Genomic DNA, 25,638 nt, shown 5'->3' with positions numbered 1-25,638 from the left:
CGGCATAGGCCTCCGTATCGGTCAGGCCGGGCTGACGACATTGACGCGGATCGGGGCGAATTCCCGGGCCAGCACCCTGGCCGTAGCTTCCAAGGCCGCGTTCATCGCCGTCTTGACGAGGGTTCCCGGCGTCGCCCGCCGCGACAGGAATCCCGAGGTCAGCGTCAGCGTGCCGCCCGGACGGATCAGCCCGGCCGCAGCCTGCGCCACCGCGACGGCGCCCCAGAATTTGACGTCGAATGCCGCGCGGGCCTGCGAAAGGTCGAGCGCCGCGAGCGGTCCGCCGGGTGCCTGCGATCCGGCCGTGAAGACCACGTGATCCATCGGCCCGAGGCCAGCCATCCAGGCTGCGACGGCCCGCGCATCCGCAACGTCCAGCCCGGTCGCGCGGCTGGCGGTGACAACCCGCCCCGGCCGGGCGGCGAGCCGCTGCGCCACCGCAAGCCCGATGCCCGAGGTGCCGCCGATGACCACCGAAAGGGTCTGATCCGTGAATGCCATGGCAAAAGTCTCCGCTTGTTTCGAGGAAGGTAGCTCTTGCCAATCCTGCCGATAATGGGGCCTGATCCGAAGATATCCTTCGGCGTGGGCGAACAATGCTTCTCGATCAACTGCGGCTATTCCTGACCATTCTCGACCGCGGGTCCATGGCGGCGGCCGCGCGGGACCTGGGTCTGTCGCCTGCCACTGTCTCTGAACGGCTGGCCGCGCTTGAGGCACACTACGGTGCGCGATTGCTGCTCCGCACCACCCGCTCCTTCAGCCTGACGGAAGAGGGGCGCGCGCTGGCGGACGGCGCACAGCACCTGCTGGCCGAGGCAGAGGAACTGGACGCCCGCATCCGGCTCGGCACCGAACGGATCGCCGGTCCGATCCGCCTGTCGGCACCTTCCGACTTGGGCAGAAACCGGATCGCCCGCGTGCTGGACGACTTTCAGCAGGATCACCCCGAGGTCGAAATCGATCTTCACCTCAGCGACGGCTACGTGGATCTGATGGCGCAGGGATACGACCTGGCGGTTCGGTATGGCGACCTGCAGGACAGTTCCCTGATGGTCCGGCGGCTGGCGGACTGCGCCCGCCACGTCTGTGCCGCACCCGCCTACCTCGATCGCCACGGGATGCCGGAGCATCCCGACGACCTCGCCCGACACAATTGCCTGATGATGCGTTTCGGGCCCAACACCGACCGCTTCTGGCCCTTCGTCATCGACTCGCGCCAGCGCAGGATTGCCGTTCGCGGCAACAGGACCGCCAACGACGGGGAAGCCGTCCGCGCCTGGTGCGTCGCCGGACACGGCATCGCCCGCAAATCCGAATGGGATATTGCCGAGGAACTGGCGGACGGGCGCCTGGTCCGCCTGCTGACGGACTACGAAACGCCGCCGATCGGGTTGCAGGTCGTCTATCCGGCGGGCCGAGGGCACATCCGCCGCATCCGCCTTCTGATCGACTCGCTGGCGACGGAATTCGCCTGACAGGCCAGACGGCCGGATCAGCGGAGCGGACATTTTTGGAGATGGGGTGTGATGGTAGCGGAGGAGGGACTTGAACCCCCGACACGCGGATTATGATTCCGCTGCTCTAACCAACTGAGCTACTCCGCCAGACCGGGGCCGTTTAGGGCAAGGCATCCGGCAGGTCAAGCGGGAAAACCCCCGGTGTGCGGCGCTGTCGTGCCCTTGCCTCCCGCCCGCTCCCGCCGCATCATCCGCCCTGGCCTGGAGGGTGAGGGATGATCGACAGAATTGCGGATATCGTCGGCGCGAAGAACGTGCTGACCGGGCCGGACCTCGCGCCCTATTCAGTGGACATCTCCGGGATGCGGCGGGCGGTGCCGCTGGCCGTTGCGCGGCCTGCCTCGACGCAGGAGGTCTCGGACCTTGTCCGGCTCGCCAACGAGCTGCGCCTTCCGGTGCTGCCAGTCGGCGGACGCACCGGGCTGACCGGCGGCGGGGTGGGAGAAGGCGCGCTGATCCTCTCCTTCGACCGCATGAACGCCATCCGCGCGATCCGCCCCGAGGCCCGCGTGGCGGAGGTGGAGGCCGGTGCGATCCTGTCCGACATCCATGACGCGGCAGAGGCCCACGACCTAGTCTTCCCGCTGACCTTCGGTGCGCGTGGATCGGCGCGGGTCGGCGGGTTCCTCGGCACCAACGCGGGCGGGTCGAACGTCCTGCGCTACGGCAATACCCGCGATCTTGTGCTCGGGATCGAGGCCGTGCTGCCGACCGGGGAAATCGTCGACCTGATGAGCGGGCTGCACAAGAACAACTCCGGCTACGACCTGCGCCACCTGCTGATCGGCTCCGAAGGGACGCTTGGCGTCATCACTGCCGCAACGCTCAAGCTGATGCCGAAGCCCGGCGCCTACGCCACCGCCATGGTCGGGATGAAATCCATGTCCGACGCGCTGCCCTTGCTGAACGAGGTGCAGAAGGCGACCGGCGGGCTGGTCGAGGCTTTCGAGTACATGCCGGACAGCTACGTCGGCAATTACCTCCAGCTCAGCCCCTCGCACCGCCTGCCGTTCGAGGATCGCCACCCCGTCAACATCCTGATCGAGATCGGCGCGCTTGCCCCCCGCGACTGCATTCCCGGAGACGATGGAGCGATCCCGGTCGTCAGCTATCTCGAGGACCTGCTGGGGCGCTATCTCGAGAACGGCCTGATCGACGACGCCGTGGTCGCCCGCACAGAGGCGCAGCGCAGGGAAATGTGGGCCCGACGCGAGGCCGCCTCCGAAATCGCCGGGCTGCAACCGGTGCGCGTGACCAACGACGTCGCGGTCCCGCTCGACCTCGTCGAAACCTTCCTGACGCGCGCCGACGCGACCCTGCAACGCGTCGACCCGGGAGCCACCACCTCCGTCGTGGCCCACCTCGGTGACGGCAACGTGCACTACACGGTCTGGCCGGTGACCACGACCGAGGCCGGAAAGGACGCCATCGTCGAGGCGATCGAGGACATCGTCATCGACCTCGGCGGGTCGTTCAGCGCGGAACACGGGATCGGCACGATCAAGCTCGGCTCCATGGCACGGCGCAAGGATCCGGCGGCCCTCTCGGCGATGCGGGCGATCAAGCGCGCGCTGGATCCGAACGGGATCATGAACCCCGGTAAGCTGCTGCCGCCGTCGAACCTCTAGGGCGCGCCTGCGGCGCGGGCCTCCGGCGGGGATATTTACAAAACCAAAGAGTGGCGCTCAGGGCAGCGGCGCGGTCCGGTGCAGCTTGACCTTCAGCCCGCCGTGATCGACCGGGGGATCGCCCGGCAGAAAGGGCAGACCGGTCGCCTTGGCAAGCCCGCCGTCATCGGTGATGATCCCGACCCGCCAGCCGGAAAAGCGGGACTTCAGCACCTCTCCAAGTGTACCGTAGAGCGCGAACAGCAGCTTTCTGTTGCCGATCCGACCACCGTAGGGCGGGTTCACGATGACCAGCCCAGGCGCGGTGTCGGGCGGCGTCAGGTCGCTGACAGAGGCCTGCCGGAAGTATGTCATGCCCGCGACACCTGCGCGTTCCGCATTGGCCGTGCTGTTCGTGATGGCACCGGCGTCCCGGTCCGATCCGAAGAACAGCGGGGTGCTGCCTGCCGTACCCTCCCGCCGCAGCGTCGCCACGGCGTCCGGGTCATGGGTGGCGAGATGTTCAAAGGCAAAGCCGCGCGACCGGCCGGGCTGCAGGCCGGCTGCGATCTCCGCCGCCTCGATCACGAAGGTGCCGGAGCCGCACATCGGATCCACCACCGGCACTGTCCCGTCGTAACCGCAGCGGCGCAGGAACAGGGAGGCCAGCGTTTCGCGCATCGGGGCCTTGCCGACGGCGGCCTTGTGCCCGCGCTTGTGCAGCGACTCGCCCGAGGTATCGACGGAAAAGGTGACGAGGTCGTCCTCGATCCGCACCATCAGCCGCACCGGCGCGGATTTCGCGATGCTGATGCCGAGCGTTTCCGACAGCGCGCGCTCGACCCGCTGCGCCGCCGCCCGGTCGTGATAGATCTTCGACTTCAGGCAGGTCGCCTCCACGCTGACCGGCACGTCCGGGCGCAGCACTGCCGCCCAGTCGAATTTCCGCGACCGCTTGTCCAGCTGCGCCAGATGCATCGCCCGGAACCCGCCGATCCGCGCCAGCACCCGCGTCGCGCCGCGCAGTTCCAGATTGGCCCGCCAGACCTCGGGCCAGCCACCCGTCGCTTCCACACCGCCCGGCACCGCACGGGGCCCTTCAAAGCCTAGTGCGACGGCCTCCTCGCGAAGCGTGTCCTCAAGCCCGGGGGCGCAGGCGAAAAACAGGTCGAGTGGGTCGGTCATCCGCCTGCCATAGCGCCAAAGCCGGGACGAGGCGACCCCAATCCGCCGAAGCGACCCGCCCGGCAGCACCCCCCGGACAGCCGCCCCGGGTCCATTGCAGGCGAACCCGCAGGACCAATCGTCTTCCGCACTGGCGGGCGCGGAGCTTCTGCGCCAAATCTGGACCGGACCAACCGAAAGGGAAGGATATGACATGATCGACATCTCAGTGACGCTGGCGCTGGCCGGGCTGGATCTTGGCGAATTTGCCGACAAGCCGACCGCCCTGGCCGATGGTCAGCAGGAAGCCTCGACCCCGCTGTGGACGTCGCCCGACGGCAAGGTGTCGATCGGGATCTGGGAATGCACCCCCGGCCGCTTCACGGCCGACCGCAGCAAGTCGACGGAGTTCTGCTACTTCCTCGCCGGGCGCATCCGCATGACCCGCACGGACGGCAGCACCGAGGATCTCGGCACCGGCGACTCGCTCCTGCTTGAGCGCGGATGGACCGGCACCTGGGAGATCCTGGAGCAGACGCGGAAGATCTACGTCATCTACGGCGGTTAGTCCGGAAAACGGCGCGGCCCCGCAGGCGACGCGATGCGCGTGGCGGTCTGATCAGATGCTGAAGGGGAAGACTTTCCGGCGGAAAGTTGGTGGAGCCTAGGGGGATCGAACCCCTGACCTCTTGCATGCCATGCAAGCGCTCTCCCAGCTGAGCTAAGGCCCCGAAATGCACGCGCCCGAAGACCCGTGCGGCGCTGAATAGGGGAAGGCCCGGAGGGGATCAAGCGAAAAATCCGACCCCCTGTCGTCCCGGTGCCGGCCCCCGGTCAGTCTTCGTCGTCGCCGGCCACGTCGGCCAGATCGTCGAGCGAGACGTTGTCGTCATCGTCCTCTTCGTCCAGCAGATCGTCATCCAGTTCGACATCCACATCGTCATCGTCCAGAACGACTTCGTCATCGGACTCGTCCATGGCTTTTTTCTTGTTGGACGCATCTTCCGCATCCGCCGCGATCATGCGGTTCTTGGACTCGTCGAACTCGACGATCTCGCCGGTATAGGGGCTGACGATCGGAGTCTTGTTCAGGTCGTAGAACCGCTTGCCTGTGGTGGGGCAAAGGCGCTTCGTACCCCATTCTTCCTTGGGCATGGTTGTTCCTTTTCAGATGTCACTCTTGCCGACAATCCGCGTCCCCTGCCATAAGCGGCAGAGGGTGTCAAAGGCTTTCCGGCACGGGGCTCGGAACGGATCGGGGCAGATATGGGACAGCATGTGCTGCCGGGCAACCCCCCGGTGGAAATCAACCTGAAACGGTCGGGCCGGGCGCGGCGCATTTCGCTGCGGGTTTCGGCGCTGGACGGGCGGGTGACGCTGACGCTGCCGTCGGGCGTGTCGGAAAAGGCCGGGCTGGCCTTTGCCGCGGAAAAGGCCGACTGGCTGCGCCGCAACGCGGTCCGCCACGGCGGGGCAGAGGTCATCGCGGCGGGGGCGGTACTGCCGGTGCGCGGTCAGCCGCTGACGGTCCTACCGGGCGCAGGTCGGGCGGTTCGGATCGAGGGGGACGCGCTGGTCGTCCCCGGCGATCCGGCGCGGACGGCGGCGCGGGTGTCCGGCTATCTCAAGGCGCTGGCGCGGGACCGGCTGGCCGAGGCATCGGACCGCTACGCTGCCCGGCTTGGCCGCCGCTACACCCGCCTGACCCTGCGCGACACGCGGTCGAGATGGGGATCCTGTTCGGCGCAGGGCGCGCTGTCCTACTCCTGGCGGCTGATCCTTGCCCCCGATGCGGTGCTCGACTACGTCGCCGCCCACGAGGTCGCGCATCTGGCCGAGATGAACCATTCCGACCGGTTCTGGTCCGTGGTGGAGAAGATCCACGGCCCCTACGCCGCACAGAGACGCTGGCTGCGCACCGACGGCCCCGCCCTACATCGCTATCGCTTTGACGCGGACTGACGAAAACCGTTGACGGCGAACGCGGCTGTGATCACAAATCTCTCATGCTGCTCCAGACCCGCCCCGACCCGTCGCCCGCCGCCCACGAACGCGTCTACCGCGGTCTCAGAACCCGCATCATGCACGGAGAGATCCCGCCCGGCGAATCGATGACCCTGCGCGGCATCGGCAAGCAGTTCGGCGTCTCCATGACCCCCGCGCGCGAAGCGATCCGCCGGCTGGTGGCCGAGGGGGCGCTGACCATGTCCTCCTCCGGCCGGGTCTCCACGCCCGAGATCACCAATGACCGGATCGAGGAGCTGGCCGCCCTGCGCGCCCTGCTCGAGGTCGAACTCGCCTCCCGCGCCCTGCCGCGCGCCCATATCGCGCTGATCGACCGGCTCCAGACCATCAACGCCACGATTTCCGAGGTGGTGGAGCGGCACGATGCCGTCGGCTACATCCGCACCAATCTGGAATTCCATCGCACGCTCTACCTGCGCGCCCAGGCTCCGGCGATGCTGGCCATGGCGGAAACCGTGTGGCTGCAACTCGGCCCGACGATGCGCAAGCTCTACGGGCGGCTGCACCGGAAGGAATCGCCGCATTTCCACCGGCTGATCATCGCCGCGCTGAAGGCGGGGGACGAACCGGGGCTGCGGCTGGCGGTGCGGTCTGACGTGACTCAGGGGCTGCGGATGCTGGCGGCGTGATCCGGGTCTACGGCTACCGCTACAGCGTCTACACATGGATCGTGCGGATGGCGCTGGCCGAACGGGGGCTGGGCTACGACTGGACCGAGGTGAACCCCTTCGATCCCGCAAGCGCCAACCCCCATCCCTTTGGCCGCGTCCCGCTTATCGAAGACGGCGAACTGCGGATCTACGAGGTCCGCGCCATCACCGCCTTTCTCGACGGTTTCCCCGGCGACAGCTGGACGCCGGAGGCCGCATTGCCGCGCGCCCGTGCGGAACAGGTGATTGGCATCGTGGACAGCTATGCCTACTGGCCGATGGTGAGGGAGGTCTTTGCCCCCGCCGTCTTTGCCGAAGGCGCACCCGATACGGCCCTGATTGCGCGGGGAATGGAGAAGAGCCTTCCCGTCCTCACGGCGCTGGAAGGCATCGCGCAAGAGGGCGCGGTTCTGAACGGAACGCTCACCCGCGCCGACCTGCACCTCGCGCCGATGATTGCGTATTTCACGATGTATCCCCCGGCAGCAAAGGCATTGGCAGATCACCCCGCGCTCGCAAATTGGTTTGCCGGGATGCGCGAAAGGGACAGCTTCGTCCGGACCATTCCCGACGTGCCGACCCGTCAGCCCAGGAACACCTGACCCTCCGGGTAGCGCACCCTCGGCACCACCCGCGTCGCCAGCAGGAAGCCGAGCGTCAGCGGCCCGACCCGCCCGATGAACATGATGAGGATGATGACCAGCCGACCGGTCGTGTCCAGTTCCGCCGTCGATCCGCGCGTCAGACCAACCGTGCCGAAGGCCGATGCGACCTCGAAGATCAGGTCGAAGATCTCTCCGTCATGGGAGATCGAGACGATGAAGATCCCCGTCAGCACGATCAGCAGAGAGGTCGCGGTCAGTGCCATCACGCGGAACACCGACTCGAACCCTATCGAGCGGCCGTAGATGTGGAGCGTCGTGCGGCGCTTGAAGAACGCGGTCACGGTCAGCAGCAGAACGAAGAAGGAGGTCACCTTGATCCCCCCGGCGGTGGAGGTCGACCCGCCCCCGACCAGCATCAACAGGATCACGACGAGGACAGACGCATCGTGCAGCCCCGCGATGTCGACGGAATTGAACCCGGCCGTGCGCGGGCTGACCCCCTGGAAGAAGGCGCCAAGCACCTTGCCCTCGACACTCAGCGGGCCAAGCGTTGCGGGGTTGGTCCATTCCAGCGCCGCGATGGTCAGCCAGCCCCAGAGGATCAGGCCAAGCGTGCCGACCAGCATGAGCTTGGAATGCAGTGAAAGGGTGCGCCAGCGACGTTCGCGCCAGATGTCCCCGATCACGATGAAGCCGATGCCGCCGACGATGAACAGGGCCGAAATCGGCAGGATCACCAGCGGGTCCCCGACATAACGCACCAGGCTGTCCGGCCAGAGCCCGAATCCCGCGTTGTTGAAGGCCGAAACCGAATGGAACACCGCCGACCACAGCCCCTGCGCGACCCCGAGATCCCGGATGAAGGGGATCGCCAGCAGCGCCACCCCGGCCAGTTCGCAGACGATGGCGATGCGGAAGACCAGCATTGCCAGACGGCGCAGGCCCTTCAGCGACGATTGCCCCAGCTCTTCCCGCAGTACCACCTGTTGCGGCAGCCCGACCGACACGCCAAGCGCGGTCAGCAGCAGCACGGCGAAGGTCATCAGCCCCAGCCCGCCGAACTGGATCAGGCAGAGGATCACCGCCTGCCCGAACAGGGTGAAGTCAGACCCCGTATCCAGCACGGCAAGCCCCGTCACCGTCACGGCAGAGGTCGAGGTGAAAAAGGCATCCATCCACGTGATCGGCCGGGTCACCGACACCGGCAGCTTCAGCAGCAGCGTGCCAAGCAGGATGAAACCGCCATAGGACAGCGCCAGCATCTCGGGCGCCGGCATGCGGGCAAGCCGGGGCAGGGCGCGGAGCAGGCGGGTGAGGGCCATGTCAGATCGTGTCGGCAAAGGCGCCGAAGTTGGCCCGCGTGGCAAGCAGGATCAGCCGGTCACCCTTGGCAAGAACGCAGTCCCCGGCTGCGTCGCACAGGAATTCCGTCCCGCGCATGACGCCAAGGCAGCGGACCTCGTGGGACTCGAACATCCGGATGTCGGACTTGGCGCGGCCGTCCATTTCCTCGGGCGCCTGGAAATAGAACACGTGGCTGCCGTTTCCGAGGCTGACATAGTCCCGCACGAAGGGGTTGTTCAGAACGGCTGCGGCATGGCGGCCGATCTCCTCCTCCGGGTGAAAGACGCGGTCGACGCCCAGCTTCGACAGGATCCGGTGATGCGCGCGGCTGATCGCCTTGGCCCAGACCGTTTCCACCCCGATCATCTTGAGGTTCATCGCGGTCAGGACAGAGCTTTCCAGATCCTCGCCCATGGAGATCAGCGCCGCATCGCATTCCCCGACCCCGGCCTCGCGCAGGGCGTTTTCATCGCGGCTGTCGAGGATCAGCGCCTGTGACAGGTGTTCGGCAAAGTTCGACACGACCTTTTCGGACTGGTCGATGCCGATGACATACTTGTCGTAGCGGGCCAGTTCCATCGCGACAGTGCCGCCGAAATTGCCCAGTCCGATCACCGCAAAGCTGCGACGATTCTGTTTCATGTCCGTACTTTCGTTCGTCCGCCGTGCAAGATGATGCAGCGCAGCAAAACGTCAAGGCCGCTTAAAATGGGACGGGTCGCTGCGCCGGTTTGCGCCGGATCAGGCCGCCAGCCCGCGCGAGCCCATGTCAAGGAACTTGCTGCGGCGGTCGCGGATCAGCTTTTCGCGCGACAGGCCGTTCATGTCCTTGAGCATCTGCCCCACGGCCGCCCGCACCCCGTCGATCGCGGTCTTGGGGTCGCGGTGCGCCCCGCCAAGCGGTTCCGCCACGATGCGGTCGATCACGTTCAGCTCTTTGAGGTCCTGCGCGGTCAGGCGCAGCGCCTCTGCCGCCTCGCGCATCTTTTCCGCGTCCTTCCACAGGATCGACGCGCAGCCTTCCGGAGAGATCACCGAATAGACCGAATGCTCCAGCATCGCCACGCGGTTCGCGGTGGCAAAGGCCACGGCCCCGCCCGATCCGCCTTCGCCGATCACAACCGAGACCAGCGGCACGCCAAGCTGCAGGCACTTTTCGGTCGAGCGGGCGATTGCTTCGGACTGGCCGCGTTCTTCCGCGCCCTTGCCGGGATAGGCGCCGGGGGTGTCGACCAGCGTGATGACGGGCAGGTTGAACTTGTCCGCCATCTCCATCAGCCGGATCGCCTTGCGGTAACCTTCGGGCCGGGCCATCCCAAAGTTGCGTTCGATCCGCGACTTGGTGTCATTGCCCTTCTCGTGGCCGATCACCATTACGGGGCGGTCCACGAACCGCGCCAGCCCGCCCATGACCGCATGGTCGTCGGCAAAGTTCCGGTCCCCGGCCAGCGGGGTGTACTCGGAAAACAGCGCGTCGATGTAGTCCTTGCAATGCGGCCGGTCCGGATGCCGCGCGACCTGGCACTTCCGCCATGGCGTCAGCGACTTGTACAGATCCCGCAGCATCGTCTTGGCCTTGGCGTCCAGAGCCGCGGCCTCGGATTCCACGTCCATGCCCTCGCTCTGCCGGGCCATGGTGCGCAGTTCGCGCGCCTTGCCCTCGATCTCGGACAGGGCTTTTTCGAAGTCCAGGTAGCTTGCCGGTGCGCTCGACGCTGTGTCCGCCATGGGGTGTCCTCCAAACGTGGTGGCTATATGCCTACGGGGGCGCGGCATTGCAACTCCGCAAGATTTGCCGGGCCGTGAGGTGACATGACCGGGGTGGCCGGGGAAACCGCGATGACCAACACCTACGCCAACCTGCCGCAGGCCTGATCCCCGTATTAGAACGCGGCCCCCAGTGCGACCTTTAGCGCCGTCTCGGGCGACGACAGGACCGGGACGGCGAGGTCGCGCAGGTGGTCCGCCGCCCCGGCCATCGACACTTGGGCCAGCACGACGACGCTGCCCGCAGGCGGCGCGTGATCCCGCACCGCCCCCGCTACCGCAGCGTGAAAGGCCCCCGTCTCGCCCGCCACGAACAACGGCCAGAACCGGGTCAGGTCCAGCATCTTCAGGCGCGCGACATCGCCGCCTTCCGCGACGAACAGATCGCGGCTTGGCGCCACGGTACTCTCCAGCGCATAGGCCATGACCACCGGCCCGGCAGAGCGCGCCGCAGCCCGCATCATCGGCGCATCGACGCGGAGCGCGCCCAGCTCTGCCGCCAGCGGGCCGAGCGTGGTGCAGGTGCACAGGACCCGGCCGCCGTCCGCAAGGACCGCCCGAAGATCGTCCCGCACCGCCTCGGCTCCGTCGGCCCGTGCCCTGTCCAGCCAGTCTGGCCGGACCACGTGCCGAAGCTCCGAACCCGGCGCGATCCGGTCGCGCAGGGCGTCAAAGGTGGCCACGTGAACGGCGGCCGTGTGCAGCAGGGTCAGCGCCATGCGCTAGTGGTAGAGCACCGGATAGAGCGACGCCACCAATAGCGCTGCCATGGTCCAGTTGAACGCCCTGAGCCGCTTCGGATTCGTCAGGAACCGCCGCATCTGCTGTCCCAGCACCGTCCAGACCGAGACGGAGGGGATGCAGACCGCGAAGAAGGTCAGCCCGACCACCGCGATCGCCCAGAAGCTCCGGTCCGCCGCGTAGACGGTGATGGCAGTCAGCGCCATGCTCCAGGCCTTCGGATTGACCCACTGGAACAGTGCCGCCTGCAGGACGTTCAGCGGCTTGCCGGACGTACTTTTTCGCCCCTTGGGCGCTGCGGAATGGGCGATCTTCCACGCGAGATAAAGCAGGTAGGCGACGCTGGCCACGGTCAGGATCGTATGCGCGGGCGGGAAGAGGTCGAACACCCGGATCAGTCCCGCACCGACCAGCAGCGTCATCACCAGCATGCCGAAGGCAATGCCGACCATATGCGGAAGTGTGCGCAGGTAACCGAAATTGGCACCCGAGGCCATCACCATCATGTTGTTGGGCCCCGGCGTGATCGTGGACACCAGGCAGAAGGCCCCGAGGGCCAGCATCAGATCGAAACTCATCACCACCATCCTTTTGCCGGCAGACTAGGCCGGACAGGGGTGCAGCGGGTTGCATAAAGTTCTGGATCAGAGTGTCTGCGTGCAACATAATGCACTCATGGACGACATGAACCGAAAGATATTGCGCGAACTGACGAGGGATGGCCGCATCTCCAACCTCGATCTGGCAGCCCGCGTCGGCCTCTCGCCCTCCGCCTGCCTGCGGCGGGTGCAGGAGCTGGAACGCAGCGGCGTCATCAAGGGGTATCGCGCCGTTCTCGACCCGATCAAGACCGGGATCGGTTTCACGGCCTACGTCACGGTCGGCCTGAACACTCACACCAAGGCCGCGCAGGAGGCGTTTGAACGCGCGATCTCCCGATCTCCGGAAGTGCGGGAATGCCACAACATCACCGGCGCGTGGGAATACATCCTGCGGATCGAGGCGGCGGACCTCACCGCCTACAAGGCCTTCCATACGGAGGTTCTGGGGACCGTCCCGCAGGTGAGTTCCATCACGTCCTACGTCGTCATGGCCTCGCCCAAGGACGAACGGGCCTGATCAGCCGCAGTAGGCCGCCTGTTCTGCAACCGCCTGCCCCGCCCCTTTCAGGTCGACCGGCAGGGTCTGGCCTTCGACCACCAGCATGGTGCCGCCGCGCAGCGACGCGAGAAAGGCGTCGCGGCTGGCTGCGTCCGGGAACTCAAGCGCGTAGCCGAAGAGGTTGCCCTTGGAAAAGCTGACGTCCTTGGTCTTTCCGGTGAACCGGGCGGCCACCCGCTGCTGGCTGCCATCCACCGTCAGACCGATGTCCTTGCCGGACCGCCGCTTGGGATAGGCAATGCGGACCGACGGCACCGCGTCCTCGCAGCGGATCGAGAAATACTCGCCGACGGAGGACCGTTCCTGGGTCAGGTACATCAGCAACCCGTTCTGGGTCGGGTCTTTGGACTGAACCCATTGGCCCTCGAACACCTTGATGACGTCGTTCTCCACCACCTCCGCATGGGCGGGGGCCGCGAAGGGCAGGGCGGCGGTGCAGGCGATCAGGGCAAGGGTCAGGCGCATCGGGGTCCTCTTGGAATGCAGCCCCCCTGTTTTAGCCCGTCCCCCGGCCATGCCAAGGGGCCGGACGTGGTGTCCGGCCCGCCGCGGGGTCATATCCGCGTGACCCTGCGGCCGCGTTCAGGCAGATTTCGCGATCATCTCCGCCTGTTTCACGATCACCTCGGCCTGCTTGATCGACGCGATGTCGACCAGGCGGCCCTTGTAGACCACGGCACCGGCGCCGGATTTCTGCGCCTCTTCCATCGCGGCAAGGATCTCCTTCGCTTCGGTGACCTTGGCCTCGGGCGGGGTGAAGACCTCGTTCGCGAGCGCGATCTGGTTGGGATGGATCGCCCATTTCCCGACCATGCCAAGGGTGGCAGACCGCAGCGCCTGCGCCTTGAATCCCTCGGGGTCCGAGAAATCGCCAAACGGCCCGTCCACCGGCAGCAGCCCGTGCGTCCGGCAGGCCGCGACAATGGCGGTCTGCGCCCAGTGCCAGGGATCGGACCAGTATTTCTGTCCCTCCCGCAGCATGTAGTAATCCTCCTGCGTGCCGCCGATCCCGGTCGTCTGCATCCCCATGGAGGCCGCGAAATCCGCCGCGCCAAGGCTCATGGCCTGAAGGCGCGGAGAGGCCGCCGCGATCTCCTCCACATGCGCAATGCCGGCGGCGGATTCGATGATGACCTCAAGCGCGAGGCGCTTCTTGCGCCCCTTCGCCGCCTCGATGGACGAAATCAGCGCATCCACAGCATAGATGTCCGCCGCGCAGCCGACCTTGGGGATCATGATCATGTCCAGCCGTTCGCCGGCCTGCTCGACCAGATCGACAACGTCGCGATACCAGTAAGGCGTGTCCAGCCCGTTGATCCGCACCGACAGCGTCTTGTTACCCCAGTCGATGTCGCCGATCGCCTCGATGATCAGCTTGCGCGCCTGCGGCTTGTCGTCGGGTGCAACCGCGTCCTCGAGATCCAAGTTGATCACATCCGCCGCCGAGGCCGCCATCTTGGGCGGCAGCTTGGTGTTGGACCCCGGGCCGAACAGCTGGCAGCGGTTCGGGCGGGCAGGGGGCGTCGGCTGGATGCGGAAGGACATATGGGGCTCCTAAAGCAAGGAAATTGCGTATTATCTCGGCTCAGGGTTATTAAATTACAGAGATTTCCGCAACCGGATATTGCGCTGCAGCAAGGGCCTGCCACAATTGCAGGATCGGCGGTCGGAAAGGATCGTGACGCAAGACTGTCCTGTCCTGCGACGCATTCACCGAAGAATATCCCTCGATGCGCCGGTTTCGGCGTGGAATTGCAAAGCAATCCCGCCGGGAATCGCGCAGGATCGCCGAAAGTGAAGGAGCTGCCCCCCATGATCGAGACCCCCTACCTGCTGTTTCTAGGCGATGCCCCCGACATGCTGGCCGCGAAGGTGGCCCAGGGCATCCGTGACTGGCGCCCCGACAACGCCGTCGGCCAGTTCCGGATGGAAGGCTGCAAGGCCGATATGAAACTGCCGGACATGACGCTGGCGGAAGCCAAGGCCGCCGGTGCCAAGACGCTGGTGATCGGTGTCGCCAACCGCGGCGGCGTGATTTCGGCCGCCTGGAAAAAGGTGCTGGTCGAGGCGCTCGAGGAAGGCTTCGACCTCGCCTCCGGTCTGCACAACCTGCTGCGCGACGAGCCCGACCTGAAAGCCGTGGCCGAGGCGACGGGCCGCACCCTGCATGACGTGCGCGTGCCATCCGTCAAATACCCGATCGCAAACGGAGAGAAGCGGACCGGCAAGCGGATGCTGGCTGTCGGCACCGACTGCTCCATCGGCAAGATGTACACCGCGCTCTGCGTGGACCGTGAGATGAAGGAACGCGGCCTCAAGTCCTCTTTCCGCGCGACCGGGCAGACCGGCATCCTGATCACCGGCAACGGCGTTCCGCTGGACGCCGTGATCGCCGACTTCATGGCCGGGTCGATCGAATGGCTGACCCCCGACAACGATCCCGACCACTGGGACATGATCGAAGGACAGGGGTCGCTGTTCCACGTCTCCTACTCCGGCGTGACCCTTGCGCTGGTGCACGGCGGTCAGCCGGATGCGCTGATCCTCTGCCACGAACCGACCCGCGACCACATGCGCGGTCTGCCCGGTTACAAGCTGCCGACGCTGGAACAACTGCGCGACACGGCACTGCCGCTGGCCCGCGTGGCGAACCCGGCCTGCGAGGTCGTCGGAATATCGGTCAACACCCAGCACATGGGCGAGGACGAGGCAAAGGCCTACCTGGCCGAGCTCGAATCCCGCATGGGCCTGCCCGCCACCGACCCCTACCGCTTTGGCGCGGGCAAGCTGGTGGATGCTCTGGTGGCGCTCGGCTAGGCTGATCCCGATCAAGCCGCCGGTGGCCCCTTCGGGATGCCTCCGGCGGGAGTATTTCTCGCAAGATGAAGGGGTGGACGCTTGGACATCAGGGTGACGGCGGACACATTCCCGCTGGCAGAGGTCTTTACGATCAGCCGCGGCAGCCGGACGGAGGCCAAGGTGCTGACGGTTTCGGTGACCGAGAGCGGCGTGACCGGGCGCGGCGAATGCGTCCCCTACGCGCGATACGGTGAAACGCTGGAGTCGGTGACGCGGGAGATCGAGGGTCTGCGCCTTCCGCTGGACCGAGCGGCGCTGCAGGATTTGCTGCCTGCCGGGGCCGCCCGCAACGCGGTGGACTGCGCGCTCTGGGATCTGGAGTGCAAGACACAGGGCCTGCGCGCCTGGGACCTCGCCGGGCTGACCGCGCCGGGACCCGAGATCACAGCCTTCACCCTGTCCCTCGCCGAACCCGCGCAGATGGAGGCGGCCGCGCGCAAACATGCACATCGCCCGATGCTGAAGATCAAGCTGGGAACGCCCGACGACATGCCCCGGCTGGAGGCCGTGCGGCGCGGCGCCCCGGATGCGAAGATCATCGTGGATGCAAACGAAGGCTGGTCGGCGGAGGTCTACTCCGACCTCGCCCCGCATCTCGTCCGGCTCGGCGTGGCACTGGTCGAACAGCCCCTGCCCGCCGGAGAGGATGAGGCGCTGATCGGAATGACCCGCCCCGTGCCGGTCTGTGCCGACGAAAGCTGCCATGACCGCGCCTCCCTTCCCGCGCTGAAGGGCAAGTACGACGTGGTGAACATCAAGCTCGACAAGACCGGCGGCCTGACGGAGGCATTGGCCCTGCGCGAGGCCGCACTGGCCGAGGGTTATCGCATTATGGTCGGCTGCATGGTGGGTTCATCGCTCGCCATGGCCCCCGCCGTTCTGGTGGCGCAGGGCGCGATGGTGACGGACCTTGACGGCCCGCTGCTGCTGGCCCAAGACCGCGACACGCCGCTGCGGTTCGACGACCGCGGCGTCCACCCGCCCGAGCCGGCGCTCTGGGGCTGACGAGGAGAAAGAGATGACCCGCACCGTCTATGTGAACGGCGACTATGTCCCTGAAGCCGAAGCGAAGATCTCGGTCTTCGACCGCGGTTTCCTGATGGCGGACGGGGTTTACGAAGTGACCTCCGTGCTGGACGGCAAGCTGGTGGACTTCGACGGCCACGCAAAGCGCCTGGAGCGGTCGCTGACAGAGCTCGACATGGCCTCCCCCGTCACGATCGACGAACTGCTGGAAATTCACCGCGAACTGGTGCGCCTGAACGATCTGACCGAAGGCGGCATCTATCTGCAGATCACCCGCGGCGCGCCCGTGGACCGCGACTTCGCCTTCCCCGATCCGGCGGAGGTGCCGTCTTCGCTGGTTCTGTTCACCCAGTCGAAGAACCTTGCCAATGCGCCCGCTGCCACGACCGGGATCAGCGTGATCTCCATCGACGACCTGAGATGGGCGCGGCGCGACATCAAGACGGTCCAGCTGCTCTATCCCTCAATGGGCAAGATGATGGCCAAGAAGGCGGGCGCGGATGACGCCTGGATGGTGGAGGACGGTGTGGTGACCGAAGGCACCTCGAACAACGCCTACATCGTGAAGGGCGGCAAGATCATCACCCGCCAGCTCTCCAACGACATCCTGCACGGCATCACCCGCGCCGCCGTCCTGCGGCTGGCGAAGGAGGCGCAGATGGAGGTCGAGGAGCGCGGCTTCACCATCGCGGAGGCGCAGGAGGCCGACGAGGCCTTCATCACGTCTGCCACGACTTTCGTACAGCCGGTGGTGAAGATCGACGGAGAGACCGTCGGCGAGGGCAAACCGGGGCGCATCGCCCTGCGCCTGCGCGAGATCTATATCGACGAAAGCCGCAAGAAGGCGATCTGATCCCGGACCGCCTTCCGCAGCGCCGGCGCCCTCAGGCGCCGGTCTGGCCTGCCGTTGTCGTGGAGCCCGGCGTGATCGGCGTGTCCGTGCTGGCTGCCTTCCGGACCCCGACCTCTGCCGAGGGGGCCATGCGCAGCACAAGGTAACCGAACACCGCCGCAATGGCCGACCCGCCCAGAACCCCGAGCCGGACCTCGTTCATCTGGGTCGCATCCGGGAAGCTCAGCGTGCCGATGAACAGCGACATGGTAAACCCGATACCCGCCAGCGCCGAGACGCCGAGCATGTGCATCCAGGTCGCGCCATTCGGCAGCCGCGCCCAGCCCATCCTGACCATCAGCCAGGTGACACCGAGCACGCCGCCGATCTTGCCGAAGAACAGCCCCGCCGCGATGCCGATGGTGAGGCTGGCAAACAGCTCCTCCGTTCCGAGGCCGTGCAGCACGACGCCCGCGTTTGCAAAGGCGAACACCGGCACGATCATGTAGAAGACATACGGCGAAAGCCCGTCCTCCAGTGCGTGCAGGGGGCTCTTGCCATAGCGGTCCTTGAGCGGGATGAAAAAGGCGGTGACCACGCCGGCGAGCGTTGCGTGCACGCCGGACTTCAGCACGAAGACCCACATCACCGCGCCAAGCAGGAGGATGGGCGCGATCCGGTGCACGCCCCGGTGGTTCAGGAACACCATCACGGCGAGCGGGATGGCGGCCAGCATCAGATAGTCGACTTTCAGGTCCGCCGTATAGAATAGCGCGATGATGATGATCGCACCCATGTCGTCGAGGATCGCGAGCGTCAGCAGGAAAATCTTGAGAGACGAAGGAACCCGGCTTCCGACGAGAGCGAGAATCCCGAGCGCGAAGGCGATGTCGGTGGCCGCGGGAATGGCCCAGCCCGTGATCGTAGCGGGGTTGCCCCAGTTCAGCGCCGTATAGATCACCGCCGGAACCGCCATGCCGCCGACCGCGGCGAGGCCCGGCAGGATCACGTCGCGCGGGTTCTTCAGCTTGCCTTCCAGCAGCTCGCGCTTCAACTCAAGCCCGACCAGCAGGAAAAACACCGCCATGAGACCGTCGTTGATCCACAATATCAACGGCTTGGACAGGCCTTCGTCGTTCAGCAGGATCGACAGGTTCATCTCGAGCACGCCGTTGTATGCGTTCGAGAGCGAGGAGTTGGCGATCATCATCGCCGCAGCGGCGGACAGGATCAGAAAGACCCCTCCGGCAGCGTCCCCCGAGAAAAATTCATCCAGCTGCCGTCGCAGGCCCATCCCTATCTCCGTTTTTGTGCAATTGTTCAGCAATGTAGATGGGGCCGGATCGCGCCCGTGCAAGGGTTTGCCGGGCGCGATGGACCATCGCGGGCACCCGGATATAGTTGCGGAACCGGGACAGGAGAACAGAGATGTACGATTTTGCCGCCATGGGCGCCTGGCTGGAGTTCGCGGTCAGGTGGGTCCACGTCATCACGGCGATCGCCTGGATCGGATCCTCCTTCTATTTCATCGCGCTGGACCTGGGGCTGCACCGGGACCGCAACCTCGCCTCCGGAGCGGATGGCGAGGAATGGCAGGTGCATGGCGGCGGCTTTTACCACATCCAGAAATACCTCGTCGCGCCCGAACGGATGCCTGACGATCTTGTCTGGTTCAAATGGGAAAGCTACGCGACCTGGCTGTCGGGCTTCGCGTTGCTCTGCCTCGTCTACTATCTCGGGGCTGAGTTCTACCTGGTGGACCCTGCCGTCGCCGACATCTCCGGCCCGGTTGCGGTCCTGATTTCGCTGGCCTCGCTCGCCTTTGGATGGGTGGTCTACGATTTCCTGTGCAAGTCGCGGTTCGGAGGGGACAACACCCGCCTGATGCTGGCGCTCTACGTCATTCTTGTCGGGATGGCCTACTTCTACACCCATGTCTTTTCGGGCCGCGCCGCGCTGCTGCACCTCGGCGCTTTTACCGCGACGGTGATGAGCGCGAACGTCTTCCTCATCATCATGCCGAACCAGCGGATCGTTGTCGCGGACCTTGTCGCGGGGCGGGTGCCGGATGCGAAATACGGCAAGATCGCCAAGCAGCGGTCGACCCACAACAACTACCTGACACTGCCGGTCATCTTCATGATGCTGTCCAACCACTATCCGCTGGCCTTCGCGAGCGAATACAACTGGATCATCGCATCGCTCGTCTTTCTTATGGGCGTGACGATCCGGCATTATTTCAACACGATCCACGCCCGGAAGGGCAATCCGACCTGGACCTGGCTCGCCACCGCCCTGCTGTTCATCCTGGTCATGTGGCTCTCCACCGCGCCGATGTTCCGCGCCGACGAACCCGAGGAGGCCTCCGGTGCCGCCCTGCGGTTCGCGCAGGCAGAGGGGTTCGACCGCGTGCATGACATCGTGCTTGGCCGCTGTTCCATGTGTCACGCCGCCGAACCGGCCTGGGAGGGGTTGCACTGGCCGCCCAAGGGCGTGCGGCTCGAGACGGAGTCGCAGATCGCCCGTCAGGCGCGCGCGATCTACCTTCAGGCCGGTCTGGGCCACGCGATGCCCCCTGCGAACCTGAGTTTCATCGAACCGGCGGAGCGTGACGCCATCATCGCCTGGTACGAAACTGCCACCCGCTGACCCGCTTCGTCTCTGCGGCGGCAACTGTTTATCCAGGAAAGCCGGTGCTGCACCGCCCCGTCACTGCCCGCGCCCGGCCAGAACGACCCCGATCGTGCGCCAGAGAATCCACAGGTCCGTGCCCGGACCTCGCCTCGCCGCATAGTGCCGGTCCAGCGCCAGCCGTTCCGCATAGTCGGACCCCGGGGTCCCCGACACCTGCCACATCCCGCTCAGTCCCGGCCGCAGCGCCAGATAATCCGCCGCATCCGTTCCCGCATAGCGGCACTGGAATTCCGTCAGGGGGACTGGGCGCGGGCCGACGAGGCTCATGTCTCCGCGCAGCACGTTCCAGACCTGCGGCAGCTCGTCCAGCCGGTAACGACGCAGAACCCGGCCCAGGCGGGTGGTGCGCGGATCGCGGTCCAGCTTGGCGTGCCGGTCCCATTGCCGCGCCAGTGCCGGATCCGACGCCAGCAGCCCCGTCAGCCGCAGTTCCGCGTCCGGCACCATGGTGCGAATCTTCCACAAAAGGAACATCCGCCCGTTCCGCCCGACCCGCCACTGCGCATGCAGCGGCCGCGCGCCCTGCAGCAGCGCAACCGCAAAGGTCAGCACCAGCAGCGGCAGCCAGACCGGAAGCGTCAGCGCCAGCAGACCGAGGTCCACGGTCCGTTTCGCATCGGGTGGCCCGAGGCTCGTGGCGCCGACCGCCGGAGGTGTCAGGTTCATCGTCATGCCGCCATGCCTACGCCACAACCCTTAAGGAACCGTGAGTTCCCATACCCGCCCCGTCGATTTCCGCAAAAAGGAATACCGTTCCACCCGGCGGACAATCCGTTACTGTCGCCCGGAGGGAGGACACCATGACCTACGAAAAGACCACGCATATCCACACGAATCTCGAATGGCTCGGCAAGCTGACTGAGGAGATCCTCGATCCCGACCTGCCGATCATCGACCCGCATCACCATCTGTGGGACCGCCTCGGTCCCTATTATACCAAGGAATTGCTGGCGGACCTGACGTCCGGCCACAATGTCCGCGCCTCTGTCTTCATCCAGTGCCGTTACGGTTACCGTACCGACGGCCCCGAAGAGATGAAGCCCGTCGGGGAAACCGATTTCGTCGTCGGCATCGCCGAGGAGGCCGCCGCCCTGCGCCCCGACATCGCCGCCTGTGCGGGTATCGTTGCCCATGCCGACCTGCGACTTGGCGCGGCGGTGCAGCCGGTGCTCGACGCCCATGCAGAGGCCGCAAAGGGCCGGCTGCGCGGTGTCCGTCACTACAGCGCCTCGGGTGGCGACCGGTTCTCCGGCGCGGTGCCGAATTCACCGCTCCGAATGCTCTACACGGAGGAGTTCCGCGCCGGCTTCGCTCATCTCGCCCCCGCGGGGCTGAGCTATGACGGCTGGCTCTACCACCCCCAGATCCCCGACTTCACCGATCTCGCCCGCGCCTTTCCCGACACGACCATGGTGCTCGACCACCTTGGCGGACCGCTCGGCATCGGGCCCTACCGCGGCCGCGGAGACGAGGTCTTTGCCGAATGGAAGGGCTATGTCACCGACCTGGCCAAATGCCCCAATGCCCACATGAAGCTGGGCGGGCTTGCCATGGACATCAACGGCTTCGACCTCCACAAGGAACCGCTGCCGCCGTCCTCCGGCGAATGCGCGCGGCTCTGGCGGCCTTATATCGAAACCGCCATCGAACTCTTCGGCGCCGACCGTTGCATGTTCGAAAGCAATTTCCCAGTGGACAAGGGCGCGGTGGCCTACCCGGTGGTCTGGAACGCCTTCAAGCGGATCGCCTCGGGTGCCAGCGCGGAGGAGAAGGCGAAACTTTTCCATGATACCGCGGCAAAGGTGTATCGGATTTGAAAAACCATTTAAGGACAGGACATTGGCTTAAATCCGATATTTAACGACGCGCTAACGCCCGCCGCCTATCCCTGCCCCCGGGTGAGACGGAGGTGAGTGGATGAGCACGCAGGCAAATGCTGCGCCGATCATTATCAAGCGCAAGAAGGTGGTCGCCGGCGGCGGCCACCACGGCGGCGCCTGGAAGGTGGCCTATGCCGATTTCGTCACGGCGATGATGGCCTTCTTCCTGCTGATGTGGCTGCTGAACGCGACCACGGAAAAGCAGCGCAAGGGCATCGCCGACTTCTTCAGTCCGACGATTCCGGTCAATCGCATCTCCGGCGGCGGTGAGGGTGCATTCGGGGGCGAGTCCGTCTTCACGGAGCAAACCCTTGCCCGCAACGGCATCGGGGCCACGGCCCTGCAAGCCTCTGACGAACGCCGGTCTCGGGGGCAGGGCGGCACGGGCGCGCAGGAGCAGCAGGAGAAGGTCGAGGAGATGCTGCGCGGCCTGACCGGCGAAAGCGAGGTGGCGCCGGAGATGACGAAGCACATCATCACGCGCGTGACCGACGAAGGGCTGGTGATCGAAATCTTCGACCGCCCCGGCGCCCCCCTGTTCCAGGATGATTCGGACCGCCCGACGCCCCTGCTCAAGGCAATTGCGGCGATGCTGGTGCGTGTCACTGCGATCGTGTCCAACCCGGTCGCGGTGGAGGCGCATGTCGCTTCACGCCCCGTTGTCGTGGCCACCAACCCGGTCTGGGGCCTGTCCTCGGCCCGTGCGGATGCGGCCCGCAAGTTGCTGGATGACAGCGGAATGGCCGCGGGACGCGTGATCCGCGTGACCGGCCACGCCGACCGGGAACCGGCGGCCCGCAACCCGATGGCGCCGCGCAACAACCGGATCGAACTGATCCTCGTCCGCGACAGGACGTGACGCTGCCGGAGCCAAATTACCTGCGATTTTAGCTGTTAGGCCGGTGTTAATCCGAGTGCGCCTAGATCTGTGCCGACGATGTGTCGGTGCAGCAGAAAGGCGTAGTCATGACCATTTCCTCCTCTCTCAACGCGGGTGTCGCGGGACTTCAGACCAATGCGACCCGGCTCGGGACGATTGCGGACAATATCGCGAACTCCTCGACCTATGGTTACAAACGGGCGGAGGCGGATTTTCATTCGCTGGTGATCGGTGAGAACGCCGGCACCTACACCGCAGGCGGCGTCCGCGCGACGACGATCCGCATGATCGACGAACGCGGCCCTCTGGTCACGACCTCGAACGCGACGGATCTCGCGGTGCGCGGTCGCGGCATGATCCCCGTCGCGCCCGCCTATCAGGTCGAAGCGACGGGCGGCAGTTTCAACGATATGATGCTCACGACCACGGGGTCCTTCCGGGCGGACGAGAACGGCTATCTCCGCACGGAATCGGGCCTAGTGCTGCTTGGCTGGCCCGCCGACGAAGGGGGCAACATCCCGCTGGTCCCGCGCGACACGGCAGACGGGCTGGCGCCGGTGCAGATCAACCCGAACCTCTTCCAGGGCGAACCGACCACGGCGATGACCCTTGGCGTCAACCTCCCCGCAACAGAGACGGAGGCCGGGAAACCCGGTACCGCGCAACAGCTGTCGGTGGAATATTTCGACAACCTCGGCAAATCGGAAAGCGTGACGGTCCAGTTCGTGCCGACGGTTCCCGCCACCGGCGCGTCCAACGAATGGACCATGGTCATCACCGACAGCGCCCAGGGCGGCGCGGTAATCGGCGAATACACCCTCACCTTCACCGACGCCCGGGTGGGCGGTGGCACGCTGGCCAGCGTCACCGACACGACCGGCGGGGCCTATGACGCGGCAACAGGCAAGATCATAGTCAACGTGCTCGGCGGCCCGATGGAGGTCGACCTTGGCCTCATCGGCGGTACCGGCGGGCTGAGCCAGCTCTCCGATGTCTTCGCGCCGCTCTCGATCAGCAAGGACGGGTCCGCCGTCGGCAACATGACGGAGGTCGAGGTCGATGCAAACGGCTTCGTCCACGCCTATTTCGACACCGGGGTCCGGCGCACGATCTACCAGATCCCGCTCGCCGACATGCCCAACACCAACGGCATGATCGCGATGGACTACCAGACCTACAAGCCGTCTCCCGAAAGCGGCGCCTTCTTCCTCTGGGATGCAGGCGACGGTCCCACCGGCGACATCGTCGCCTTCGCACGCGAGGAATCGGCAACCGACGTGGCCGCCGAACTGACGGACATGATCCGCACGCAGCGCGCCTATTCGACCAATGCCAAGGTCTTCCAGACCGTCGACGAAATCCTTCAGGAAACTACGAACATCAAGCGCTGACCCCGGCGGTCGGCGGCCCGTAACCCAGACCGCGGAAAGGAAGCCGCATGAGCATCTCCAGCGCCCTGTCCAACGCCCTCTCGGGCCTGAACGCCGCCTCACGCGCAGCTTCAGTGGTGTCCTCCAACGTGTCGAACGCCCTGAACGAGGATTACGGGCGCCGCGACGTCGAACTGGCGTCGCGGGCCGGGGGTGTCCGGGTGGTGGGCACGACCCGCCACGAAAGCCCCCTGATCCTGCACGACATGCGCGAGGCCGGGGCGGATCAGGAATACTCCGGTGCCGTGCTGGAATTCCGCACGCGCGCCGAAGACATCCTCGGCACGCCGGAGGATGAGGACTCTCTCGCCGCCCAGATCGCGAAGTTCGAAACCGCTCTCATCGCCGTTGCCAGCCGACCGGACCTGCCGGAGCGCCTGTCCCAGCTCCTTTCGGCCGCCAAGGGGCTTGCGGAACGGTTCGGTTACACATCCAACGGTCTGCAAAGTCTACGCGAACAGGCCGATGCGGAAATCGACGCCTCCGTCAAACGCCTGAACGAACTGCTCGGTCAGGCCGAGGATTTGAACACCGCGATCACCCGCGCCACCCACACCGGGGGGGAGACCGCCAGCCTCGTCGATCACCGCAAGAAGGTCATCGACGAAATCTCGACCCTCATTCCGGTTCGCGAAATCACCCGGGACGGCGGCGCTGTGGCACTCATGTCCCAGGGCGGCCACTTCCTCCTCGACGGGCGCGCCGCAGAATTAGGCTTCACCGCGACCGGCATCATCACTCCGCATCAGACGATCGGCGACGGGTTCCTGTCCGGCCTGACTATCAACGGCGACTCTATCGCCACTGATGGCAGCAACGCGACGCTCGCCAGCGGCGCGCTCGCCGCCCGGTTCCGCATCCGCGACGACCTCGCGGTGGAACTTCAGACCCGCATCGACATGGCCGCACGGGACCTGATTGACCGGTTCCAGCAGTCCGGTCTCGACGTCACACGAACTGCAGGTGCCGCCGGTCTCTTCACAGACAGCGGCAACGCCTTTGACCCTGCAGACGAAGTTGGTCTCGCCGCACGGATCGCGGTCAGCGCCCTCGTCGACCCGGCGCAGGGCGGTGCCACGTGGAGACTTCGCGACGGGCTTGGCGCCACCACCGCCGGACCGCCAGGAGATTCCACGCTGCTGATGGAAATGATCGACGTCCTGAACGAACGCCGTGTGCCCTCCGACCCCGCCTTGGGCACCTCGGGCATCACCGCCTCCGCCCTCGCAACCACGATCCTTTCCCTGACCGGGACGGAACGGCTGCTCTCCGAGCAGGGCGCTGCTTTTGACAGCACGCGCCAGTCGGAGCTGAAGGAGAGGTACCTGGCAGAGGGAGTCGACACGGATCAGGAAATGCAGCGCCTGATGCTGATCGAACAGGCCTATGCCGCCAACGCCCGCGTCGTCCAGGTGATGGACGATCTGATGAAAACCCTGATCGGACTTTGAAT

General features: G+C 66.0%; 27 protein-coding genes and 2 tRNA genes. 15 read left to right on the top strand and 14 right to left on the bottom strand.

All coding sequences use genetic code 11. The features are described 5' to 3' along the window. Positions 1-21 precede the first annotated feature (21 nt). Complete coding sequence (locus IEV87_RS14060) at positions 22-501, bottom strand: SDR family oxidoreductase (protein ID WP_229737584.1); 480 nt, start codon at positions 499-501, stop codon at positions 22-24. 95 nt (positions 502-596) lie between these two features. On the opposite strand from IEV87_RS14060, the gene IEV87_RS14055 reads away from it, so the two are divergent. Then, entirely contained in the window at positions 597-1,478 is an 882-nt protein-coding gene (locus tag IEV87_RS14055) for a LysR family transcriptional regulator (protein WP_188478267.1), read from the top strand. 52 nt (positions 1,479-1,530) lie between these two features. Here the strand turns inward: IEV87_RS14055 and IEV87_RS14050 are convergent. Beyond that, positions 1,531-1,607: transfer RNA gene (locus IEV87_RS14050), tRNA-Met, on the bottom strand. Positions 1,608-1,735: 128 nt separating this feature from the next. Between IEV87_RS14050 and IEV87_RS14045 the strand changes: the two genes are divergently transcribed. Continuing rightward, positions 1,736-3,148, top strand: coding sequence for an FAD-binding oxidoreductase (locus IEV87_RS14045; RefSeq protein WP_188478266.1), 1,413 nt, complete (start codon positions 1,736-1,738; stop codon positions 3,146-3,148). 57 nt (positions 3,149-3,205) lie between these two features. On the opposite strand, the gene IEV87_RS14040 is transcribed toward IEV87_RS14045, so the two are convergent. After that, positions 3,206-4,312: a THUMP domain-containing class I SAM-dependent RNA methyltransferase gene (locus tag IEV87_RS14040; protein ID WP_188478265.1), complete on the bottom strand. Its 1,107-nt coding sequence runs from the start codon at positions 4,310-4,312 to the stop codon at positions 3,206-3,208. 193 nt (positions 4,313-4,505) lie between these two features. On the opposite strand from IEV87_RS14040, the gene IEV87_RS14035 reads away from it, so the two are divergent. Next, positions 4,506-4,859 carry a cupin domain-containing protein gene (locus IEV87_RS14035; protein ID WP_188478264.1) on the top strand — a complete coding sequence of 118 codons (354 nt, stop codon included), beginning with the start codon at positions 4,506-4,508 and terminating at the stop codon, positions 4,857-4,859. Between the two features lie 87 nt (positions 4,860-4,946). Here IEV87_RS14035 and IEV87_RS14030 read toward each other — a convergent pair. After that, a tRNA-Ala gene (locus IEV87_RS14030) sits at positions 4,947-5,022 on the bottom strand. 103 nt (positions 5,023-5,125) lie between these two features. After that, a complete protein-coding gene (locus IEV87_RS14025; protein WP_188478263.1) occupies positions 5,126-5,446 on the bottom strand; it encodes a TIGR02300 family protein in 321 nt (106 codons plus the stop codon). A gap of 111 nt (positions 5,447-5,557) precedes the next feature. Here IEV87_RS14025 and IEV87_RS14020 point away from each other — a divergent pair, with 111 nt between their 5' ends. The 3 genes from IEV87_RS14020 to IEV87_RS14010 are packed head-to-tail and all read left to right on the top strand — an operon-like array spanning position 5,558 to position 7,568. Beyond that, positions 5,558-6,253: a M48 family metallopeptidase gene (locus IEV87_RS14020; RefSeq protein ID WP_188478262.1), complete on the top strand. Its 696-nt coding sequence runs from the start codon at positions 5,558-5,560 to the stop codon at positions 6,251-6,253. A 44-nt stretch (positions 6,254-6,297) separates the two neighbouring features. After that, the gene (locus IEV87_RS14015; protein ID WP_188478261.1) at positions 6,298-6,945 is read left to right on the top strand and encodes a GntR family transcriptional regulator; all 648 of its coding nucleotides are present in this window, start codon (positions 6,298-6,300) and stop codon (positions 6,943-6,945) included. Beyond that, entirely contained in the window at positions 6,942-7,568 is a 627-nt protein-coding gene (locus tag IEV87_RS14010; protein ID WP_229737582.1) for a glutathione S-transferase family protein, read from the top strand. Before IEV87_RS14015 ends, IEV87_RS14010 begins: the two co-directional genes overlap by 4 nt. On the opposite strand, the gene IEV87_RS14005 is transcribed toward IEV87_RS14010, so the two are convergent. From IEV87_RS14005 to IEV87_RS13985, 5 genes are all read right to left on the bottom strand, one after another. Then, the gene (locus IEV87_RS14005) at positions 7,550-8,893 is read right to left on the bottom strand and encodes a TrkH family potassium uptake protein (protein ID WP_229737581.1); all 1,344 of its coding nucleotides are present in this window, start codon (positions 8,891-8,893) and stop codon (positions 7,550-7,552) included. The two genes, IEV87_RS14010 and IEV87_RS14005, sit on opposite strands and share 19 nt — an antisense overlap. Position 8,894: 1 nt before the next feature. Further along, positions 8,895-9,557, bottom strand: coding sequence for a potassium channel family protein (locus IEV87_RS14000; RefSeq protein ID WP_188478260.1), 663 nt, complete (start codon positions 9,555-9,557; stop codon positions 8,895-8,897). A gap of 99 nt (positions 9,558-9,656) precedes the next feature. Further along, positions 9,657-10,643, bottom strand: a complete 987-nt coding sequence (locus tag IEV87_RS13995) for an acetyl-CoA carboxylase carboxyltransferase subunit alpha (RefSeq protein WP_188478259.1) — start codon at positions 10,641-10,643, stop codon at positions 9,657-9,659. 155 nt (positions 10,644-10,798) lie between these two features. Then, complete coding sequence (locus tag IEV87_RS13990) at positions 10,799-11,401, bottom strand: hypothetical protein (RefSeq protein ID WP_188478258.1); 603 nt, start codon at positions 11,399-11,401, stop codon at positions 10,799-10,801. A gap of 3 nt (positions 11,402-11,404) precedes the next feature. Beyond that, entirely contained in the window at positions 11,405-12,001 is a 597-nt protein-coding gene (locus IEV87_RS13985) for a LysE family translocator (RefSeq protein WP_188478257.1), read from the bottom strand. 97 nt (positions 12,002-12,098) lie between these two features. Between IEV87_RS13985 and IEV87_RS13980 the strand changes: the two genes are divergently transcribed. Beyond that, complete coding sequence (locus IEV87_RS13980) at positions 12,099-12,542, top strand: Lrp/AsnC family transcriptional regulator (RefSeq protein ID WP_188478459.1); 444 nt, start codon at positions 12,099-12,101, stop codon at positions 12,540-12,542. Here the strand turns inward: IEV87_RS13980 and IEV87_RS13975 are convergent, their stop codons facing one another. Continuing rightward, entirely contained in the window at positions 12,543-13,049 is a 507-nt protein-coding gene (locus tag IEV87_RS13975; protein WP_188478256.1) for a hypothetical protein, read from the bottom strand. A gap of 117 nt (positions 13,050-13,166) precedes the next feature. Next, complete coding sequence (locus tag IEV87_RS13970; RefSeq protein ID WP_188478255.1) at positions 13,167-14,129, bottom strand: L-malyl-CoA/beta-methylmalyl-CoA lyase; 963 nt, start codon at positions 14,127-14,129, stop codon at positions 13,167-13,169. Between the two features lie 267 nt (positions 14,130-14,396). On the opposite strand from IEV87_RS13970, the gene dgcN reads away from it, so the two are divergent. From dgcN to IEV87_RS13955, 3 genes are all read left to right on the top strand, one after another. Beyond that, entirely contained in the window at positions 14,397-15,401 is a 1,005-nt protein-coding gene (gene dgcN / locus IEV87_RS13965) for an N-acetyltransferase DgcN (RefSeq protein WP_188478254.1), read from the top strand. A gap of 81 nt (positions 15,402-15,482) precedes the next feature. Further along, entirely contained in the window at positions 15,483-16,448 is a 966-nt protein-coding gene (gene dgcA / locus IEV87_RS13960) for an N-acetyl-D-Glu racemase DgcA (RefSeq protein WP_188478253.1), read from the top strand. Between the two features lie 13 nt (positions 16,449-16,461). After that, complete coding sequence (locus tag IEV87_RS13955) at positions 16,462-17,322, top strand: D-amino-acid transaminase (RefSeq protein WP_188478252.1); 861 nt, start codon at positions 16,462-16,464, stop codon at positions 17,320-17,322. A 31-nt stretch (positions 17,323-17,353) separates the two neighbouring features. On the opposite strand, the gene nhaA is transcribed toward IEV87_RS13955, so the two are convergent. Then, positions 17,354-18,595, bottom strand: coding sequence for a Na+/H+ antiporter NhaA (gene nhaA / locus IEV87_RS13950; protein WP_188478251.1), 1,242 nt, complete (start codon positions 18,593-18,595; stop codon positions 17,354-17,356). Between the two features lie 134 nt (positions 18,596-18,729). Between nhaA and IEV87_RS13945 the strand changes: the two genes are divergently transcribed. Next, positions 18,730-19,950, top strand: coding sequence for a urate hydroxylase PuuD (locus tag IEV87_RS13945; protein WP_188478250.1), 1,221 nt, complete (start codon positions 18,730-18,732; stop codon positions 19,948-19,950). 60 nt (positions 19,951-20,010) lie between these two features. Here IEV87_RS13945 and IEV87_RS13940 read toward each other — a convergent pair whose 3' ends face one another. Continuing rightward, the gene (locus IEV87_RS13940; protein ID WP_229737579.1) at positions 20,011-20,667 is read right to left on the bottom strand and encodes a sugar transferase; all 657 of its coding nucleotides are present in this window, start codon (positions 20,665-20,667) and stop codon (positions 20,011-20,013) included. A gap of 128 nt (positions 20,668-20,795) precedes the next feature. On the opposite strand from IEV87_RS13940, the gene IEV87_RS13935 reads away from it, so the two are divergent. The 4 genes from IEV87_RS13935 (at position 20,796) to flgK (ending at position 25,636) form a co-directional block, all read left to right on the top strand. Continuing rightward, the gene (locus IEV87_RS13935; protein WP_188478249.1) at positions 20,796-21,812 is read left to right on the top strand and encodes an amidohydrolase family protein; all 1,017 of its coding nucleotides are present in this window, start codon (positions 20,796-20,798) and stop codon (positions 21,810-21,812) included. 100 nt (positions 21,813-21,912) lie between these two features. After that, positions 21,913-22,734, top strand: coding sequence for a flagellar motor protein MotB (locus tag IEV87_RS13930; RefSeq protein WP_188478248.1), 822 nt, complete (start codon positions 21,913-21,915; stop codon positions 22,732-22,734). A 107-nt stretch (positions 22,735-22,841) separates the two neighbouring features. Further along, the gene (locus tag IEV87_RS13925) at positions 22,842-24,146 is read left to right on the top strand and encodes a flagellar hook protein FlgE (RefSeq protein WP_188478247.1); all 1,305 of its coding nucleotides are present in this window, start codon (positions 22,842-22,844) and stop codon (positions 24,144-24,146) included. 47 nt (positions 24,147-24,193) lie between these two features. Next, positions 24,194-25,636, top strand: a complete 1,443-nt coding sequence (gene flgK / locus IEV87_RS13920) for a flagellar hook-associated protein FlgK (protein WP_188478246.1) — start codon at positions 24,194-24,196, stop codon at positions 25,634-25,636. Positions 25,637-25,638 lie beyond the last annotated feature (2 nt).

The sequence above is a fragment of the Primorskyibacter flagellatus genome, assembly GCF_014638275.1.
Classification (GTDB): domain Bacteria; phylum Pseudomonadota; class Alphaproteobacteria; order Rhodobacterales; family Rhodobacteraceae; genus Pseudooceanicola; species Pseudooceanicola flagellatus_A.
Note: the sequence above shows the minus strand (reverse complement) of the source record. Positions and strands in the feature narration are given on the sequence as shown.